This is a genomic window from Erwinia sp. ErVv1 (assembly GCF_900068895.1).
Taxonomy (GTDB): Bacteria; Pseudomonadota; Gammaproteobacteria; order Enterobacterales; family Enterobacteriaceae; genus Erwinia.
This window is the reverse complement of the sequence record NZ_CDPK01000003.1, coordinates 291,114-310,579: the sequence shown is the minus strand read 5'-3', so window position 1 is coordinate 310,579 and position 19,466 is coordinate 291,114. Positions and strand designations below refer to the sequence as shown.

Below are 19,466 nucleotides of genomic sequence, written 5' to 3'. Positions count from 1 at the left end.
ATGCAAATCACGCTTACGCGCGGCCTTCGGCGCTATGCCTACAATAGCGCCCTGCTTTACAACCTGCGGATATTTATCGCCCTCGCGGGGACCACCGGCTTACCCTGGTGGTTAAATCAAATAACCTGGACCATTCCGCTAACCCTTGGCGTGGTTGCCGCTGCGCTGGCCGATCTGGACGATCGCCTGAGCGGCAGATTGCGAAACCTGCTTATCACCCTGGTCTGTTTTTGCGTAGCGTCGGTTTCCGTCGAACTCCTTTCCCCCCAGCCCTGGCTGTTTACCGCTGGCCTGGCGGTGTCAACCTGGGGATTTATTTTGCTGGGAGCGCTTGGCCAGCGCTACGCCACCATTGCGTTTGGTGCCTTGCTCATTGCTATCTATACCCTGTTAGGGATAGGTCTGTTCCCCCAGTGGTATCTCCAGCCCGTGCTTTTGCTGGTGGGCGCGGCCTGGTACAACCTGTTAACGCTGACCGGCCACGTCATTTTCCCTATTCGTCCACTCCAGGAGAATATGGCCCGATGCTATGAGGGGCTGGCACTTTATCTTGATGCCAAGGCAGGCCTGTTCGATCCTGATGCCGAAGAGGGCGACAGCGACACCCTGATAGAGGTTGCAATGGCAAACAGTCAGCTGGTTGCCACGCTGAATCAGGCAAAAATATCAATCCAGTCCCGCCTGCGGGGAGACCGGGGGCAGCGTGGTACGCGTCGGACGCTGCACTACTATTTTGTGGCTCAGGATATCCATGAACGCGCCAGTTCCTCGCACGTCCAGTATCACGCGCTGCGTCAGGAGTATCGCTACAGCGATATTCTTTTCCGCTTTCAGCGCCTGCTATCCATGCAGGCCGGTGCCTGCCGTCAGTTGGCCAACTGTATTTTGATGCGGGAAACTTATCAGCACGATGGCCGGTTTGAGCGGGTTTTTGTTCATCTTCAGGCCGCGCTGGACAGGCTAAAGAACACACAGCCCGCCAGTGGTGAAGTAAAAGCCATGCACTATTTGCTGAACAATTTGCGGGCCGTCGACGCACAGCTGGCCACAATCGAATCCGAACAGCTTCAGGCTGCTGGCACGCAAAGCCACGACAGCACGCTTTCCAGTGAAGGACTCACGGGCTGGGCCGATATCAGGCTGCGGCTGAGTCGACACCTTTCCCCTGAATCGCCTTTATTCAGACACGCCGTTCGCATGTCACTTCTGCTCTGCGCAGGTTATACCTTTATTCAGGTAACCGGACTTCAACATGGCTACTGGATACTGCTAACCAGTCTGTTTGTTTGCCAGCCTAATTACAATGCCACCAAAAGACGGCTGGCTTTGCGTATCGCGGGCACGGTTATCGGTATCATCATCGGCCTGCCGCTGCTGTGGCTGGNGTTTGCCAGCCTAATTACAATGCCACCAAAAGACGGCTGGCTTTGCGTATCGCGGGCACGGTTATCGGTATCATCATCGGCCTGCCGCTGCTGTGGCTGGTGCCTTCGGTTGAGGGGCAACTGATCCTTATCGTGGTGACCGGCGTACTGTTTTTCGCCTTCCGCCAGTCTCAGTATGCCCATGCAACCATGTTTATTACCTTACTGGTACTGTTTTGCTTCAATCTACTGGGCGAGGGATTTGAAGTCGCTCTGCCGAGAATTATTGATACGCTGCTCGGATGCGCGCTCGCCTGGCTGGCCGTTGCCTTTATCTGGCCCGACTGGCGCTTCAGGCGGCTCTCCGCCGTCGCTGAGCAGGCGGTGAGCGCCAACTGTCGCTATCTTGATGCCATCCTGGTGCAATACCATCAGGGTAAAGATAATCGCCTTGCTTATCGTATTGCGCGCCGTGATGCGCATAACAGCGACGCTGAGCTGGCATCCGTCGTGTCGGCGATTTCTGCCGAGAAAAATGCGGATGCCCCCCTGCGGGAAGCGGCCTTTCGCCTGATGTGTCTGAATCACTCCTTTCTCAGCTATATCTCGGCGCTGGGCGCTCACCGGGAAAAAATTCAGCATGAACTGATGCTGAAAGTACTGGAGGATGCTGTCTGCTATGTTGACGACGTGCTACAGGTTAAAAGCGTTGATGAGGTAAAAGCCACAGACGCACTGGCATGCCTTTCTGAGCGAATTGAAACCATGGAAGCCGACCCGGAGACGAAAGAGCCTCTCATTCTGCAACAGGTCGGCTTACTTATTGCGCTCCTACCCGAGCTAGCGCAGCTGAGAAAGCAGGTCCTCATTAATAAGATTTAGGGGTATCCGTACCTTCATTGCGGGCACCGGAGCGTCATCCGGTGCCACTCCCGAAGTTCTTCTTTAATGTCATCAGGCAGCGCCTGATGATGACGCCCCAGTATCGCCCCCTGAAGCGCAAACAGGACGCTGATACTGAGGTTCTTATTACAGGCCCGGAGCTTCAGCCAGCTCTCCTTCGCCCCCTGTTCCCTCAGCATTTGTACGCTGCTAATTCCTACCCTTCTCAGTTCGAGTTCAAGACGTAAGCTCAGGTTGGGCAGATCCTTCAGTCTCCGATTCTGTAAAACCCCTTCACGATGCTTACGCGCCCCCTGCAGGCAAAGTTTGGACAAAGCGATCAGTTGCTCCTGCTGGGACCAGAGCGCCGGATCAACACGATAATAATCCAGCGTCACCGGTATTCCTCTTTTGTTGAAACAGAGAGGTTCCATCTGGCGCTCAACCAGATAGGGCTTAGCCTGTTCACAGGCACGCAGATAAAGTTCCCCCTCCGCGATGAGCGCAAAAACCACTTTCCCCACTGACAGGCTGTAACCGCCAAACTGGCTGCGACTGTCGATATCGCCCAATGCGGCAAGGTCACGCTTAGCCTGCTCAATTTTTACTTTTGAATCATGCATTTCTCTCTCCTTGTGCCAAAGCCGTCCTTACGTAAAACTTTTTCTTTGCTGCGCTGTAGAAAGTATGCAATCGACGTTAAGGGTTCAATGAATAATTGCCTGGAAGGACATTTACGTTTCTTTTTTGCGAGGCATTTTCAAAAAAATAAGGTTGATCTTTATCCACCTGGCCTATACTGTATATTCATACAGTAACCCTGGGGGCGAAGCCATTATGTATACTCATTCTCTGAAGCCACGTGTTCGCACCGCTGCTTTTAATTCAACTCCAGCCTGTGCCGGTGACACATCTCAGACTGAGGGCGCAACGGGCCTGATCAGCGAAATGATCTACAGTGAAAACCAGCCAGGCATGACGCAAATGCTGTTACTGCCTCTACTTCAGCAGCTTGGTACGCAATCGCGCTGGCAGCTATGGCTAACGCCTCAGCAAAAATTGAGCCGCAGCTGGCTAATGCAATCGGGTTTACCGTTGGATAAAGTCATGCAGGTGAGTCAGTCAGGCGCTATCACTACCGTTGAAGCGATGATTAAAGCGCTGCAAACCGGCAATTACAGTGTGGTTTTAGGCTGGTTGCCCGGTGAAATTACGCTGGAAGATCGCCTCAGACTTCAGCATGCGGCCTCCGCAGGAAATGCTCTGGGATTGATCATGCGGCCCGATCGGGCAAAAATCGTTACCTCCAGACCCTGCAACGGGATAAAAATTCACTCTACTTTGTATCATTAAGTAAAAATAAGAATTTTCTCATGATTATTTTCCACCAGGCCCGCGAATAGCGGCTGATAATGGGCTGGCGCGGCACAATAATGGTTTAGCAGCTCTCAAAATCTCTTCTTTTAGGATGAAACCTGTCCACAAATGTGAAAATTTGTGTGTGGAAGGAACTTTTTTTGCTGTTGTCGCTCACATCATACTTGTAACTTTGCTGGTACGTTGTAGACTTTACGTCGCCAGGGTGCTCAATAACCACCATTTTTTGGATGAGTCACAATCGAGCTTCATAACCCGGCGAAGGATTTAATCAAAGAGCTAATGAAAGCTCATTGCCTATTTGGATGATAACGAGGCGCAAAAATGAAAAAGACAGCTATCGCAATTGCAGTGGCACTGGCTGGCTTCGCTACCGTAGCGCAGGCCGCCCCGAAAGATAACACCTGGTACACCGGTGCTAAACTGGGCTGGTCTCAGTACCACGACACTGGTTACTACGGTAACGGTTATTCCAACAATGATGGCCCAACTCACGAGAGCCAGCTTGGCGCTGGTGCATTCGGTGGTTATCAGGCTAATCAGTACCTGGGCTTCGAACTGGGTTATGACTGGCTGGGTCGTATGCCTCACAAAGGCAACAACGTAAACGGCGCATTCAAAGCACAGGGCATTCAGCTGGCTGCTAAACTGAGCTACCCAATTGCTGACGATCTGGACGTTTATACACGTCTGGGTGGTATGGTATGGCGTGCAGACTCTACTCAGCAGAACACCCTGACTGGCAACCGTATCAGCGACCACGACACCGGCGTTTCTCCGCTGGCAGCTGTTGGTGTTGAATACGCACTGACCAAAAACTGGGCAACCCGTCTGGACTACCAGTGGGTTAACAACATCGGTGATGCAGGTACCGTTGGTACGCGTCCTGATAACGCCATGCTGAGCGTTGGTGTTTCTTACCGTTTCGGTCAGGATGATGCTGCTCCAGCTCCGGCTCCAGCACCTGCTCCGGCTCCAGTTGTTGAAACCAAGCGTTTCACCATGAAGTCTGACGTTCTGTTCACCTTCAACAAGGCTACTCTTAAGCCAGAAGGTCAGCAGGCTCTGGATCAGCTGTACACCCAGCTGAGCTCACTGGATCCTAAAGACGGTTCAGTCGTCGTTCTGGGCTTCACAGACCGCATCGGTTCTGAGCAGTACAACCAGAAGCTGTCTGAGAAACGTGCTCAGTCCGTCGTTGACTACCTCGTTTCTAAAGGCATCCCATCTAACAAGATCTCTGCACGCGGTATGGGCGAATCTAACCCAGTTACCGGCAACACCTGTGACAGCGTGAAAGGCCGTAAGGCTCTGATCGACTGCCTGTCTCCGGACCGTCGCGTAGAAATCGAAGTTAAAGGTATCAAAGACGTTGTAACTCAGCCACAGAGCTAAGTTCTTTCTTTGATAAAAAAACCCCGCTCCGGCGGGGTTTTCTTTTTAGAACTCTTGCTGGAATTTAGTCTGGCTTACCTAATATGGCCTTAAGATCCTGCCTGAGAGATGACATCTGGTTCGCGTACTGCTCTTTTCTTTCCGCATCCTCAATCAACTGCACGATGATTTCTGAAAGCGTGCTGCTTCTCCGCTGGGCCAGCCCCGCCAGTCGCTGCCAGACCAGATATTCCAGATCGATCGACTTTTTACGGGTGTGCTGGTGCTCAGCGTTGAAATGCCGTTTGCGACGAGCGCGAATGGTCTGCTTCATTCTGTTTTCAAGCGCAGGATTAATATGCTTACTTATCCAGATAAGCACATCAACCGGTCGGTTTTCCATAGCCAGAAGTTCGTCGACAGCAACCTGTGCCGCGCTGTTTTCCAGATAGCGCGTAATCGCCTCACCCTCCCGGTGTTTTTTTACCAGGTATTTCCATTTCCAACCGCTTTCAAGATTTTCCAGTTGCTGATATTTCATCGGAATCTCATGCTGACTTCATAACGGGTTAAGAATAACAGTTTTTAACGCGCAGCCGCACACAAAACAAGGATGTTATCTCTATTGCGATCTGAACATGATGTGAAACACATGTCCCCGGTGCTTAACAGGCTGAAATCTTGTATAATGCCGCTTTTACTCATTTTAGAAAAATACGATAACTTTGACCAATAACAGATTAGAATGGCGTGCTTTACAGCCCGATATCGAAAGCGTCCAGCCCCTTTTTTCGCAGGCTTTTGAAGCCGACGGCAGCTGTTTTGCTCTGGTGCAAGCGCGCCTGTTTAACGGTCTGAGCCTGCTTCTGCAAACGCCAGCGGCATTTCCGCTGATGTTAATCAAGACGCCAGAAAATATTGAATATCAAAAACTTCTGCAGGACGAGCTTACCCGCCTCGCTGAGGAGGATGACGATTCGCTCTATGGCGGTCACTATCAGGTAGAGGGGATGTCAGTTAGCTGGCAGCCTGCCGTCACTCCTGAAGATAATTTCGCCAGCACGGGCGGTATTCATCGTGCAGACTGGATTGAAGCTGAAGAGCTTTTTGGCTGCATTCGTCTGCAACAGACAACTCTTATTCCCGAACCTGGCCTGGTTCACAAGGCTAACGGCGGCACGCTGATTCTCTCGCTGCGTGCACTACTGGCTCAGCCCCTGCTCTGGCTCCGACTGAAAAAGATCATGGCCACCGGTCAGTTCGACTGGCATTCTCCTGATGAAACCCGCCCGTTACCCGCGGCTATTCCTTCAATGCCGATGCAGTTCCGTCTGGTCCTCACCGGCGATCGCGATGTACTGGCGGATTTCCAGGAAATGGAGCCCGAGCTCGCCGCTCTCTCACTTTATGGCGAATTCGAAGATAATATTCAAATCGTCGATGCCGAAGAGTTCACCCTCTGGCTGAGATGGTTTAGTGACATCGCCGTTAGTCATGATTATGGGCCGATCAAAGAAGATTTTTGGCCGGTAATGATCCGTGAAGCCGTGCGTTACACCGGCGATCAGGACACGTTACCGCTCTGTCCCGCCTGGATCTCACGCCAGCTACACGAAGCAGCGATGTACAGCGCGGATAGCAGCCTGAGCGGGGAAAATATTCTTAATGCCCTGGAAATGCGCGAGTGGCGCGAGGGTTTTCTGGCCGAGCGCGTGCGAGATGAAATTCTTCTCGATCAGATAGTCGTAGAGACGGAAGGCGAAATGATTGGGCAGATCAATGCCCTGTCAGTGATTGAGTTCCCAGGCCATCCCCGCGCCTTCGGCGAACCGTCGCGCATCAGCTGCGTGGTTCACGTTGGCGACGGCGAGTTTACCGACGTGGAGCGCAAAGCTGAACTGGGTGGCAATATCCATGCGAAGGGCATGATGATCATGCAGGCGTGGTTGATTGCGGAGTTAGAACTGGAACAGCAGCTGCCCTTCTCGGCATCAGTGGTATTTGAACAGTCCTACTCGGAAGTTGACGGCGATAGCGCCTCCCTGGCTGAACTCTGCGCGTTAATCAGCGCACTCTCCAGCCAGCCGCTGACTCAGCTAATTGCCGTTACCGGTTCGGTCGATCAGTTTGGTCGCGTGCAGGCGGTCGGCGGACTGAATGAAAAGATTGAAGGCTTCTTCCATATCTGTAATCAGCGTGACCTTAACGGTAAGCAGGGGGTTATTATCCCCGCCGCTAACGTGCGTCATCTCTCCCTACAGCAGGACGTAGTGGATGCAGTACGGGAAGAAAAATTTCATATCTGGGCAGTGGACAGCGTGGATGAAGCCCTGCCTTTACTGACCGGCGCAGAATGGGACAAAGAAGAAGGCCCCTGCCTGTTACGGACCATACAGGAGCGCATTGCGCAAATTAATCAGCAGGAGCTGCGCCATCATCGCCCGTGGCCCCTGCGCTGGCTGAACTGGTTTAACCAGAGCTGATTGGGCTTGTTCAGCGTACACCTGTTCGCTAAACTTCGTGCTTCACTAAAATAAGGCTTATTGACAACATGGTAGATAAACGCGAATCCTATACAAAAGAAGACCTCATTGCCTCTGGTCGCGGAGAATTATTTGGGGCTGAAGGCCCACCGTTACCCGCGGGCAACATGTTGATGATGGACCGCGTGGTCAAAATGACCGAAGACGGCGGCAACTACGGTAAAGGCTTTGTTGAAGCCGAACTGGATATCAGCCCTGACCTCTGGTTCTTCGGCTGTCACTTTATCAACGATCCGGTTATGCCTGGCTGTCTGGGCCTGGATGCCATGTGGCAGCTGGTAGGATTTTATTTGGGCTGGCTGGGTGCCGAAGGTAAAGGCCGTGCGCTGGGCGTTGGCGAAGTGAAATTCTCTGGTCAGATACTGCCCACGGCTAAGAAAGTTTCCTACCGTATCCATTTCAAGCGGGTGATTAATCGCAAGCTGGTTATGGGCGTAGCGGATGGTGAAGTGCTGGTAGACGGCCACGTTATCTATACCGCCAGCGATCTGAAAGTGGGGCTGTTTAAGGACACTAACGCTTTCTAAGCTGCAGAAACGGAAACCTCCGCCCGGGCGGAGGTTATTCGTGGGTCAAACAGGATGATTATACCGAAACCGTCCTGTCCTCCATGGCTTGTCGCCACCCTCCCAACCAGTGAGACCTCGGTTCTATCGTTTGATAGGGACATATCTCTTTGGACCGTCCGGTAATACCGGCCTGGTAACCGCGTGAATGTGCCCGTTCGAGTCGATCTCGTTTCTGTCTCTTCATCATGCCTGTTGTCCCCTCTTCAGGTCAGGTGGATTCTGGTGGAAAGAAATCAGCGGTTACTTACTGCGCAACCACCCTTAAGTTCTATCGCCATCAGAGACAAAAATCAATGCGCAATTTTCACGCCAGCGTCATCAAAATGACACGTCAGTCGGGAATGAGAACACCTTAAAATTGGCACTTTAAGGCTTTAAACCGCTGTTTAAACATTAAAAAAGCCTTCGACCCTGGCAAACATCCGCTTGCAAAGATCAAAGGCTTAAGGGCAAAGATTAAATTATTTTAATTATTGCTGATAATCGAATTAGCAATAACCCGTGCTTCCTGCTGCCATCCTGCCGCCAGGGTTTTCACCAGCGCATCATAGCCATCTTTGTTTTGCGGCAGCGTCAGAGAAAAACTGCGCTTGATGATTTGCCCCTGATGCTCAAGGATCCAGTCCCCGCTAATCACCGCATGACCGTCATAGCGACCGTGGAAGCCGGTAACGTTGACGTTAAGCTTGTCCTGCGACTGTCCCAGCGGTGAAGCAGATACCAGCCAGCCGGGCAGTGCTTCACCCAGATTGGCTACCAGCGTCTGCTGGAGCTGCTGGTCCAGCGGGCTGGCCCAGAGGTTATTACTGGCGATAACATACTGCACATCGCTGCGCTGAAACACCACGCCGTTGCCCGCAAGGTAGTCCGGCACGGCGACGTGCTCAACCCAAACCGCCGGGCGGCTGGCATCTTCACGGCTGCTCACCACGGTAGTTTTATCGGCCGACGGCAGCTGGTAGTAGTTCGTTTCCGGCGTACTACTGCATCCGGCCAGCGTCAGCGCCAGCGCAATGGGGATCCATTTCATCATTGTTTCGCCCTCTTCGGCTGTGGGTCCTGCCCTGGTTTAGCCTGAAATACCAGCGCGTTACTTTTCGAGTTCAGCGTCTTCAGGACCGGCTGAAGTTCGCGCATCACCTGATCGAGCCTCTGCATATCGCCAACCATTTTGGTGTAGGCCGGTGAGCCAGGCTGGAAGCCCTTCATGCTGCGGTTCAGCTCGCGAAGGGTTTTCTGCATATCGGCTGGCAGATCCTTCATCGACTGACTGCTGGTGATTTGATTAACGTTATCCAGCGTTTTTTGCAGTTCACGCATCGTCCGCTGGCTCTCCTTCAGCGTGCCGGTTGCCTGATTAATCATCGGATTCAGCGGCAGATTATTGATCTTATCCAGTGCATCCATGAGCTTTTGCTGGATTTGCGCCAGGCCGCCGCTGGTGGTTGGAATGAGTTCATAACCCGCAAAGGAGTCCGGACCGGTGAAAGGTTTGGCGTTACTGTAAAAATCAAGGTCGATATAGAGCGAGCCGGTGATCAGGTTCGCCGATTTGAGCGATGCGCGCAGGCCGCTTTTGATGCCGTCTTTAAGATGACGCTCAATATCAAAGTCTTTGCCCAGCATGCTCTGGAAGCGGTCCGGTTCGATACGGATCAGCACCGGAATGCGATAGTCATTATTCAGGCGCTGAGCGATCTCCTTCGACTGGAACGGCACCTGAGCCACGGTTCCAAGACGTATGCCGCGGAATTCAACCGGGGCGCCCGCCTGCAGGCCGCGAATCGAATCGCTGAAGAACATCACGAAATCTTTGTGCACCGTATAAAGCGAATCCTGGATACTCCGCTGATCGTCAAACAGGGTAAATTCGCTTTTGTTCTCGGCGACCTTGCCAAGCTCCCACCCGTCTGGCACATCAAAGCTTACGCCACCGCTAAACAGCGTGGTCAGCGACCCCATTTCCACGCGCATCCCCGACGCTGACATATCAACCGCAATGCCGCTGTCTTTCCAGAAGCGCACGTTAGTGGTAATCAGACGATCGTAAGGCGCTGCGACAAAAAGCTGGTAGGTCATCATGCGCTTATCGGCATCAAAGTGGCTGGTTTCAACCGAACCTACGCGATAGCCCCGGAACAGTACCGGATCGCCCGGATTAAGCTGGCCCGCTTTCATGCTATCAAGCGTAATATGGATCCCTTTCGCATCGGGTGGCGCCAGCGGGGGGGCATCAAGCAGCTGATACTCCTCCTTCTTTTCACCTTTATTACCGGGCTGTAATTCGATATAGGCCCCGGAAAGTAGCGTACCCAGGCCAGTCACGCCTTCACGACCGATGGTCGGCTTGACCACCCAGAAGGCGCTGTCGTCTTTAAGCAGTTTTTCCATTCCGGAATTGAGGCGGGCGGTGATCTCAACGTGGTGCAGATCGTCCGTCAGTACCGCGCTCTGCACAACACCGACGTCAACGCTGCGGCTCTTGATGGTGGTTTTCCCCCCTTCAATCCCCTCAGCATTGGTGGTTATCAGCGTCACCAGCGGTCCCTGATGACTGAAGTGATAAAATAGGATCCACGCACCAATCAGTACGGTGACGATGGGGATTATCCAGACGGGTGACCAACGCTTGATTTGATCAACCGTCGCCACGCCGTGATTATTTTCCTTCAATTGCAGGCTCCTCAAGACTCTTTTCTCGTACACGATCCCAGGTCAAACGGGGGTCAAAGGTCATGGCGGCAAACATCGTCAGGATAACCACCATGGCAAACAGCAGCGCACCGGGCGCGGGATAGATGTTCATTAATCTCCCCATACGGACCAGCGCGGAGAGGACGGCAATAACGAAGACGTCGATCATTGACCAGCGACCCACGAACTCCACCACCTCATAAATCTTGTGCATTTTTTCACTGTCGTGACGTCCCGGCCCCTGCCGGTGAGCGTCCCAGCAGAGCCAGCAAATCGCCATCATCTTCAGCGAGGGAACCATAATACTGGCAATGAAGATCACCATCGCGACCGGATAGGACCCTTCGCCCCACAGCAGGGCGACCCCCGCCATAATGGTTGAGGTGATCTTACTGCCCAGCGCTTCGGTGATCATAATCGGCATCAGGTTGGCAGGGATATAAAGCAGCACCGAGGTGACCAGTAACGCCATGGTCCACTGCAGGCTGTGCCGCCGCCTTGCATGCCCCACCGAGCCGCAGCGCGGACAGACCGAACGATCGGCGGCCAGCACGGCCGTGCAGCAGGGGCAGGAGCGCATGCCCTGACGCAGCCCGCTGAGACCGGCCTCCGGCGCGGCAGGTAGCGCAGGAACCGGCGCAATTTCCCCCCACAGCCAGCGGCGATCGACGCACTGAAACGCCCGCAGCTGCATAATGCAAAACAGGCACCAGGGGATAAAGCTGGTGCCCACGCCAATACTGCCGTAGGCCATCAGCTTCACAAAACTGACTAACACCCCGGCAAGGAAAATTTCAGCCATTCCCCAGCTTTTCATCTGGAACAGCATGCGTGCCATGTTTCGCCTGAGCGTTTCCGGCAGGCGAACAGAGTTGACCAGCAGCAGAATGATGATCATGCACAGGGCGGGCACCGCCTGCACAAACAGAATAAACAGCGTCGCCAGACTGCTGTAATCTTCGGACACCATCACCTCGGGAATGCGCAGCAGGCTTATTTCACTGCTAAGACCCGAGACATTCATATTGATGAAGGGAAAAAGGTTGGCCAGTACCAGCATAAACAGGGCAGCCAGCGCATAGCCAGTGGGCCGCTTTCGCGGCTCCACCCAGCGCGAGACCAGCGTGGTCTCGCAGCGTGGGCAGCTGGCCTTGCTGCCTGGCTTAAGTTCCGGTAACTGCGTCATCAGATCACACTGCGGGCAAAGCATCCATCGTTCAGCGTGGTGATTCGAACACATTGTTGACCTCTGAGTGACTTAATTAATCATTTTTCAACGATTCAAGATATTCCCAGCGCTCGAAGGCCACTTCCAGCGCCTGCTCCGCCTGCGACAGCGCATCCAGAACTGGCTGCGTCACCTCATGGGGCTGGCTGAAAAAGCTGGCATCGGCCACCTGAGCCTGCAGGGATTCAAGCTGCTGCTCCAGATCTTCCATCTTTTGCGGTAGCTGTTCCAGTTCTCGCTGGACGTTATAGCTTAGCTTACTGGCTCCGCGCTTTGCCGGCTCGCTTTTTACACTTTCCTGACGCTGAGTCGTTGCCACGGCCTTCGCCGCCGCGCGATTCTGCTTCCAGGCCGCGCGCTGACGCTGCGCATCGTGATATCCGCCCACGAAGGTACCAATGTCCCCCTGCCCGTCGAAAATCCAGCATTCGGTTACGGTGTTGTCCACAAACTGACGATCGTGGCTGACCAGCAGTACCGTTCCCTGATAGCCGTCAATCAGCTCTTCAAGCAGTTCCAGCGTTTCAACATCCAGGTCGTTGGTCGGTTCATCGAGGATCAGCAGGTTGCTGGGCTTAAGGAACAGGCGCGCCAGCAGCAGACGGTTACGTTCACCGCCCGAAAGTGCGCGAACCGGCGTCATGGCGCGTTTGGGGTGGAACAGGAACTCCTGCAGGTAGCCCAGTACGTGGCGCGGCTTACCGTTAACCATCACCTCCTGCTTACCTTCGGCCAGGTTATCCATTACCGTCCGATCGGGATCGAGTTCGGCACGATGCTGATCGAAGTAGGCCACTTCCAGCTTGGTGCCGATATGCACACGTCCGCTGTCGGCTTTAAGCTGTTCCAGCATCAGCTTCAGCAGCGTGGTTTTCCCGCAGCCGTTAGGGCCAATCAGGGCAATCTTATCGCCGCGCTGAACCTGGACGCTGAAGTCGCGCACCAGCTGTTTCTCACCCATGCGGTAGCTGACGTTCTCCAGCTCAAAGACGATTTTACCGGAGCGGCTCGCCTCTTCGACCTGCATGTTGGCTTTGCCCATCACTTCACGGCGCTCGGAGCGCTCGTTACGCAGCGCCTTAAGCGCGCGTACGCGGCCCTCGTTGCGCGTACGGCGGGCCTTGATGCCCTGACGGATCCACACCTCTTCCTGGGCCAGCTTGCGGTCGAATTCGGCATTCTGCATCTCTTCAACGCGCAGCGCTTCCTCTTTACCCAGCAGGTACTCATCATAATTTCCCGGCCATGAGACCAGCTTACCGCGATCGAGATCGACAATGCGCGTCGCCATATTGCGGATAAATGAGCGGTCATGGGAAATAAATATAATGCTGCCCTGGAAGGTTTTCAGGAAGGTTTCCAGCCAGTCAATGGTTTCAATATCCAGGTGGTTAGTTGGCTCGTCCAGCATCAGTACGCGAGGGTTACTGACCAGCGCGCGTCCCAGTGCCGCTTTGCGCAGCCAGCCGCCTGAAAGCGATGAAAGTGGCGCATCGGCGTCAAGTCCAATCTGCTTAAGTACATCGTGAATACGGGTTTCCAGCTGCCACAGATTCTGATGATCCAGAATGCTTTGCAGGCGCCCCATTTCATTCAGGTTTTTATCGCTCGGATCGGTCATCACCAGATGCGAGATGGCATGATAAGCCTTCAGGTACTCGGCCTGCTCATTAACGCCTTCCGCGACAAAGTCATACACCGACCCCTTTACGTTACGCGGCGGATCCTGCTGCAGGCGGGCCACAACCAGATCCTGCTCATAGATGATGCGGCCATCGTCGAGCGGCTGCTCGCGGTTGATGATCTTCATCAGCGTGGATTTGCCCGCGCCGTTACGGCCGACCAGACAGACCCGCTCGTTTTCTTCAATGTGTAGCTCGGTGTTGTCCAACAGCGGTGCATCGCTGAATGACAGGTAGGCACCATGGATACTGATCAGAGACATAAAACTTATTCCTTACCGGCGTGGGTTATCAGCCAGCAGTTGTGAATTTGACGGTTACGGGCAAAGTCCTGAGACTGCGTTTTGCCGGTGATTTCCTGCGCGGTCAGGTTCAACCCTGCCAGCCCATCGTGGTCCATTTTGAACCCACGCTTATTATTAGAAAACATAATGGTACCGCCCTTCCGCAGCAGCCGTTTCAAATCGGTCATCAGCGACAAATGGTCGCGCTGCACGTCAAAACTCTCTTCCATTCGCTTGGAGTTGGAGAAGGTTGGCGGATCGATAAAGATCAGATCGAACTGTTCATCTGACGTTTGTAGCCAGTTCAGACAGTCGGCCTGCATCAGCCGGTGCTGTCTGCCGGTTAGCCCGTTCAGACGCAGGTTACGCTCTGCCCACTCCAGATAGGTACGTGACATATCCACCGTGGTGGTGCTTCGTGCACCGCCCAGGCCCGCATGGACGCTGGCGCTGCCGGTATAGGCAAACAGGTTGAGAAAGTCCTTGCCCTTGCTCATCTGACCGAGCATTTTTCGTGCCACGCGATGGTCGAGGAACAGTCCGGTATCCAGATAGTCGGTCAGGTTCACCCACAGCCTGGCGTTATATTCGGTAACCTCAAAAAAGTCGCCCTTCTCGCCCAGCTTCTGATACTGGCTTTTACCCTTCTGCCGCTCGCGCGTTTTCATAACCAGCCGGTTAGGCGGCAGATCTAATACGCTGAGGGTGGCAGAAATAACGTCAAACAGACGCTGACGCGCCTTCGCCGGTTCAATGGTTTTTGGCGGCGCGTACTCCTGCACGACCACCCAGTCGCCGTAGCGATCGACCGCGACGTTGTAGTCTGGCAGATCCGCGTCGTAAATGCGGTAGCATTCAATGCCTTCCTGGCGCGCCCACTTCTCCAGTTTCTTAAGGTTCTTACGCAGGCGGTTAGCGTAATCCTCGGCAATCTGCCCCACCGCGTTTGGCGAGGTGTTGACCGCCAGCGCGTAGTTTTTTTGCACGCAGTCCAGCGGGCCGTTTTTCGCCTTAAACTGGCGATCGGCACGCAGTTGCAGGCAGCTCAGCAGCTCGGGTGAGGCACTGAACAGGGAGAGATTCCAGCCGCCAAACTGGTTTTTCATAATGCGGCCCAGCTGGCTGTGCAGCGCAATCAGGGCCGGTTCGCTTTCCAGGCGCTCGCCGTAGGGCGGGTTGCTCAGCACGGTGCCGGTTGGGCCATCCGGCAGAGGATTCTGCAGCTTAAGCGCATCCTGCACGGTATAACTGATGATATCGGCCAGTCCGGCGCGGCGGGTATTCGCCCGCGCCCGTTCGATAACGCGGGAATCGTTGTCGTAGCCGTAAAAGCGGGAGGACGTCTCCTGCAGGCCGCGCCGCGCACGGACCTGGGCTTCGCTACTGACTTCACGCCAGAGCGCTTCATCAAATTTAGCCCAGCCGGTGAATCCCCAGTGGGTACGGTGCAGACCCGGCGCACGATCGGTGGCGATCATCGCTGCTTCAATCAGCAGCGTCCCTGAACCACACAGCGGATCGACCAGCGGTGTGCCCGCCTGCCAGCCGGAACGCATAACAATGGCGGCCGCCAGATTTTCCTTAAGGGGAGCCTGTCCGGTTTGCTGACGGTAGCCGCGCTGATGCAGCCCTTCACCGCTCAGGTCGAGCGCAATGCTGGCGGTATCCTTATTGAGCCAGACATTGACACGAATGTCCGGCTGTTCGCGATCCACATCCGGCCGCGCAAGGTTTTTACGGGTGAAGCTGTCAACGATGGCGTCTTTCACCTTAAGCGCGCCGTACTGACTGTTGCGGATAACCTCATTCAGGCCGCTAAAGTGAACGGCAAAGGTCTTATCGCTGCCGAACATCGCAGGCCAGTCGATAGCCTGCACGCCCAGATACAGGTCCAGATCGCTGTAGACACCACATTCGGTAAGCGGCAGCAGGATGCGCGATGCCAGGCGGCTCCACATCAGGCTCTGGTACATCAGACGATCGTCACCCTGGAAATGTACGCCGCCCTGGACAATCTGGCAGCCTTCGGCCCCCAGGGTTTCCAGTTCACTTTTTAATAGCTCTTCGAGCCCACGCGCCGTACTGGCAAACAGAGAATTCATAGTGTCACTTGTCGTCTTCAGAAAATTGCTGCGCATTATAGCTAATCACAGGCCCATGTCATAAAGTTAGCTTCTTTTCGTTTGCGCCAGGTGAATTGCCCGGCTATCTGACGCCTTTATTTAACCGTTTATGCCTGGAGTGCATTATGTTGAGCCTGTCCCGCCTGTTTATCCATCCGGTAAAATCAATGCGTGGAACGCAGGTTTCCCTGGCCCAGGCGCGGGACAGCGGTCTGGTATTTGATCGTAGCTTTATGATAACCGAACCGGACGGAACCTTTATCACCGCACGTCAGTATCCGGAAATGGTGCTGTTCACACCTGCACTGACGCCGGATGGGCTATTTCTTTCTGCGCCGGACGGCAGCAGCGCCAGTATCCGCCTGGCGGATTTTCAGCCGACGCCGGCAACGACGATGGTTTGGGGCAATACCTTCACCTCGCAGATTGCCCCCGAGGCTATTAACCAGTGGCTGAGCGGCTTTTTCCCCCGCCCGGTACAGCTGCGCTGGGTAGGGCCTGAGATGAGCCGGCGGGTAAAAAACTTTGCGCAGGTGCCGCTGAGCTTTGCCGATGGCTTTCCCTTTTTACTGATTAATGAGGCTTCGCTACAGGATTTGCGTCGGCGCTGCCCCGCAGGTGTCAGGCTTGAGCAGTTTCGCCCTAACCTGGTGGTGACCGGTGCCGCCGCCTGGGCGGAAGACAGTTGGTCAACGCTGCGCATTGGCGAAATCATTTTTGAGGTGCCAAAGCCCTGTAGCCGCTGCGTACTCACGACCGTTAGCCCGGAGCGAGGTCGTAAACACCCGAGCGGAGAGCCTCTGGCCACGCTGCAAACGTTCCGCAGCGCCACCGACGGCAGCGGCGATATTGATTTTGGCCTTAATTTACTGGCCAGAAATAGCGGCATCCTTCGCGTCGGAGACGAGCTGGAAGTGCTGTCGAGCAAACCTGCCCGCCGCTATGGGCCCGGCGAAGTGATTGAGACGCTTGATGTGGCCGCGGTTGCGGAAGGTAGCCTGTCGATAAGCTGGGAGGATGAGCTTTTTATCGGCAATAACCAGCAGGTTTTGCTGGAACAGCTGGAGATGAAGGGCTATCGGATACCCTACTCCTGCAGAGCGGGCATTTGCGGCAGCTGCAAAGTCAGGCTGGTCGCCGGAGAGGTCACGCCGCTGAAAAAAGGCGCGGTGCGCAACGATGGCACGATACTCAGCTGCAGCTGCATTCCCGCAGGCGACCTGGTACTGGGATCGGCCGGATGATAGCGCCTAATCTCAGGCGTTAGACGGCTCTGGCAAAGCTGTGCGCGGACTCTTTCGCCAGCGGAATAAGGCGATCGTGCATCACTTTAATTGCATCACCCAGCGCCATGCTGCGACCGGCCACCGTTAGCTCAGGCTGCGCAAGCAGGCAAAGCGCAGCCTTTTCGCCCGCTTCCGCCACCAGCAGCGTCGCCCACTCGCCGGTTTCACAGAGTTTCACACTCACCAGCTCGCCTTCTGCCGGATGGCAGTGGCCTGGATGCGTTTCGAAATGCCAGCTTTTGGGCATCAGGGGCTTAAGGAAGCGGCAGGCCACCAGCGCGTTCAGCACCAGCTGCGTGCGTTGTTCGCTATCCAGGTTGCAGCGCCGACAGCTCTCTTCAAAGCTGAAAAACATTGCGGCATCGTCAACGCAGAAGCCTGCGGCGCTAAAGGCATCCGGCGTCAATACCTTGCGCGTAAAGCGCGATCGGAACATCGAGCCGTCCGCAAAATCCAGCATCATGCAATCCTGCTCTGCATCGAAATACCAGCGCCAGCTGTCGTCAGGTTTATTTCTCATGATGTATTCCATTGTAATACTTATTTACATTACGGACGCAAAATTAGCATAAGAACGTCGGACGAAACCGCAATAAATAGCGTCCATCGCGTCCAGAGAGTAAGCATTGCGGTTAAACAGGATAAAATATAAACGAGCCAGCGGGGAAAATAAAGCCCCAGGCAGATAACCTGGGACCCGGAGCAATATTTTCGAGATAATTCCGGCAGGATATCGCACACAAAAGCGGCAGTGCGACGGGTGAAATGTTGGAGAGGGTAGGATTTACCCTCTCCAATAAAATAGCGCCGTCGGGACGGCATTCACCCTCAGAGGTGGTTCACAATTTCTTTTATCAGCGGTGGGCCTTTATAAATAAACCCGGAATACACCTGAATGAGCGAAGCGCCAGCCGCTAATTTTTCCCGCGCTGAGACCAGTGAATCAATGCCCCCCACGCCGATAATCGGCAGCCGTCCCTGGAGTTCCTGGGACAGGCGACGAATTATTTCCGTACTGCGTGACTGAACGGGACGACCGCTTAGCCCTCCCGCTTCGTCGGCATGTTTTAATCCGGCGACCAGAGAACGATCGAGCGTCGTATTGGTAGCAATAACACCCTCAATATTATGGCGCACCAGACTGTCGGCAATTTGGCTTAGCTCCTCTTCGGAAAGATCCGGAGCGATCTTTACCGCCAGAGGAACATATTTATGATGGCGCGCGGCAAGATCTTTCTGCTTCTCTTTAATCGCTTTTAGCAAATCATCCAGCGCTTCGCCATATTGCAGCGTACGCAGGCCAGGGGTATTGGGAGAAGATATATTGATGGCGATGTAGCCTGCATAAGGATAAATTTTCTCCATGCAGATTAAATAGTCTTCCTTACCCTGCTCAACCGGCGTGTCTTTATTTTTACCGATATTGATCCCCAGCACGCCGTCAAAATGCGACTTTTTAACGTTTTCCACCAGCTGGTCGACACCGAGATTATTGAATCCCATACGGTTAATGATGCCTTCAGCCTCCAGCACGCGGAACATTCTTGGCTTATCGTTTCCCGCCTGCGGACGCGGGGTCACCGTACCCACTTCTATAAAGCCAAAGCCCAGTGCGCCCAGTGCATCTATACATTCACCATTTTTATCCAGTCCTGCGGCCAGACCCAGCGGATTTTTGAACGTCAGCCCCATGCAGTTAACGGGCTTGAAAGGCAGCGACTGGCGGATCAAAGGCAGCAGGGGCGTCCCGGTAATGCGGTGCAATTGCCGGAGCGTCAACTCATGCGCGCGCTCAGCATCAAGCTGGAAAAGCTCCTTACGGACCAGAGGGTAATACATAAAGGCTCCTGAATGACCCCAGCAGTGGGGCTGATTAAAAAGGTATACGCCGAACTGCATGCCAGTGGCGTGACGCTGTGCGCGGGGCAAAATGGTAAAGTCCTTTTGACTCAATGTAAAACGATTGCGCGCATCCCGCCCTAAATCTACGGGCGACTCTTATTCGGAAAGTAACTTATAAATGCCGGATAAATCATTTAAGCCTGTTTCCTCACTCTGTC

At 54.3% G+C, this 19,466-nt stretch carries 15 protein-coding genes and 1 pseudogene; 6 read left to right on the top strand and 10 right to left on the bottom strand.

What is annotated here, in order from left to right; all coding sequences use genetic code 11:
• A pseudogene (gene yccS, locus A1830_RS05600) lies at nt 1-2,246 on the top strand (YccS family putative transporter).
• Between the two features lie 14 nt (nt 2,247-2,260).
• Here the strand turns inward: yccS and A1830_RS05595 are convergent.
• A complete protein-coding gene (locus A1830_RS05595) occupies nt 2,261-2,869 on the bottom strand; it encodes a TfoX/Sxy family DNA transformation protein (RefSeq protein ID WP_067702956.1) in 609 nt (202 codons plus the stop codon).
• 214 nt (nt 2,870-3,083) lie between these two features.
• Here A1830_RS05595 and sulA point away from each other — a divergent pair, with 214 nt between their 5' ends.
• Together sulA and ompA are read left to right on the top strand one after the other, a co-directional pair.
• On the top strand, nt 3,084-3,599 hold the full coding sequence (gene sulA / locus A1830_RS05590; RefSeq protein ID WP_067702953.1) for an SOS-induced cell division inhibitor SulA: 516 nt from the start codon (nt 3,084-3,086) through the stop codon (nt 3,597-3,599).
• 348 nt (nt 3,600-3,947) lie between these two features.
• Nucleotides 3,948-5,018: a porin OmpA gene (gene ompA, locus A1830_RS05585; protein WP_067702950.1), complete on the top strand. Its 1,071-nt coding sequence runs from the start codon at nt 3,948-3,950 to the stop codon at nt 5,016-5,018.
• A gap of 64 nt (nt 5,019-5,082) precedes the next feature.
• On the opposite strand, the gene matP is transcribed toward ompA, so the two are convergent.
• Complete coding sequence (matP, locus tag A1830_RS05580; protein ID WP_067702947.1) at nt 5,083-5,538, bottom strand: macrodomain Ter protein MatP; 456 nt, start codon at nt 5,536-5,538, stop codon at nt 5,083-5,085.
• Nucleotides 5,539-5,722: 184 nt separating this feature from the next.
• Between matP and A1830_RS05575 the strand changes: the two genes are divergently transcribed.
• Both A1830_RS05575 and fabA read left to right on the top strand, forming a co-directional pair.
• Nucleotides 5,723-7,480: an AAA family ATPase gene (locus tag A1830_RS05575; RefSeq protein WP_067702944.1), complete on the top strand. Its 1,758-nt coding sequence runs from the start codon at nt 5,723-5,725 to the stop codon at nt 7,478-7,480.
• 68 nt (nt 7,481-7,548) lie between these two features.
• Nucleotides 7,549-8,067 carry a bifunctional 3-hydroxydecanoyl-ACP dehydratase/trans-2-decenoyl-ACP isomerase gene (gene fabA, locus A1830_RS05570; protein ID WP_067702941.1) on the top strand — a complete coding sequence of 173 codons (519 nt, stop codon included), beginning with the start codon at nt 7,549-7,551 and terminating at the stop codon, nt 8,065-8,067.
• 58 nt (nt 8,068-8,125) lie between these two features.
• Here fabA and rmf read toward each other — a convergent pair whose 3' ends face one another.
• The 6 genes from rmf to rlmKL form a co-directional block, all read right to left on the bottom strand.
• Nucleotides 8,126-8,293, bottom strand: coding sequence for a ribosome modulation factor (gene rmf, locus A1830_RS21215; protein WP_073980969.1), 168 nt, complete (start codon nt 8,291-8,293; stop codon nt 8,126-8,128).
• Nucleotides 8,294-8,575: 282 nt separating this feature from the next.
• Complete coding sequence (pqiC, locus tag A1830_RS05565; protein WP_067702938.1) at nt 8,576-9,142, bottom strand: membrane integrity-associated transporter subunit PqiC; 567 nt, start codon at nt 9,140-9,142, stop codon at nt 8,576-8,578.
• A complete protein-coding gene (gene pqiB, locus A1830_RS05560; protein ID WP_067702935.1) occupies nt 9,139-10,782 on the bottom strand; it encodes an intermembrane transport protein PqiB in 1,644 nt (547 codons plus the stop codon). Before pqiB ends, pqiC begins: the two co-directional genes overlap by 4 nt.
• Nucleotides 10,769-12,043, bottom strand: a complete 1,275-nt coding sequence (pqiA, locus tag A1830_RS05555; RefSeq protein ID WP_067702932.1) for a membrane integrity-associated transporter subunit PqiA — start codon at nt 12,041-12,043, stop codon at nt 10,769-10,771. Before pqiA ends, pqiB begins: the two co-directional genes overlap by 14 nt.
• Before the next feature lie 22 nt (nt 12,044-12,065).
• On the bottom strand, nt 12,066-13,976 hold the full coding sequence (locus tag A1830_RS05550; protein WP_067702929.1) for an ABC transporter ATP-binding protein: 1,911 nt from the start codon (nt 13,974-13,976) through the stop codon (nt 12,066-12,068).
• A 5-nt stretch (nt 13,977-13,981) separates the two neighbouring features.
• A complete protein-coding gene (gene rlmKL, locus A1830_RS05545; protein ID WP_067703705.1) occupies nt 13,982-16,099 on the bottom strand; it encodes a bifunctional 23S rRNA (guanine(2069)-N(7))-methyltransferase RlmK/23S rRNA (guanine(2445)-N(2))-methyltransferase RlmL in 2,118 nt (705 codons plus the stop codon).
• Nucleotides 16,100-16,245: 146 nt separating this feature from the next.
• On the opposite strand from rlmKL, the gene A1830_RS05540 reads away from it, so the two are divergent.
• Nucleotides 16,246-17,364, top strand: coding sequence for a YcbX family protein (locus tag A1830_RS05540; RefSeq protein WP_067702926.1), 1,119 nt, complete (start codon nt 16,246-16,248; stop codon nt 17,362-17,364).
• Nucleotides 17,365-17,383: 19 nt separating this feature from the next.
• Here A1830_RS05540 and A1830_RS05535 read toward each other — a convergent pair whose 3' ends face one another.
• Both A1830_RS05535 and pyrD read right to left on the bottom strand, forming a co-directional pair.
• Entirely contained in the window at nt 17,384-17,926 is a 543-nt protein-coding gene (locus A1830_RS05535) for a cell division protein ZapC (protein ID WP_067702921.1), read from the bottom strand.
• A gap of 308 nt (nt 17,927-18,234) precedes the next feature.
• On the bottom strand, nt 18,235-19,245 hold the full coding sequence (gene pyrD / locus A1830_RS05530) for a quinone-dependent dihydroorotate dehydrogenase (protein WP_067702918.1): 1,011 nt from the start codon (nt 19,243-19,245) through the stop codon (nt 18,235-18,237).
• Nucleotides 19,246-19,466: the final 221 nt, after the last annotated feature.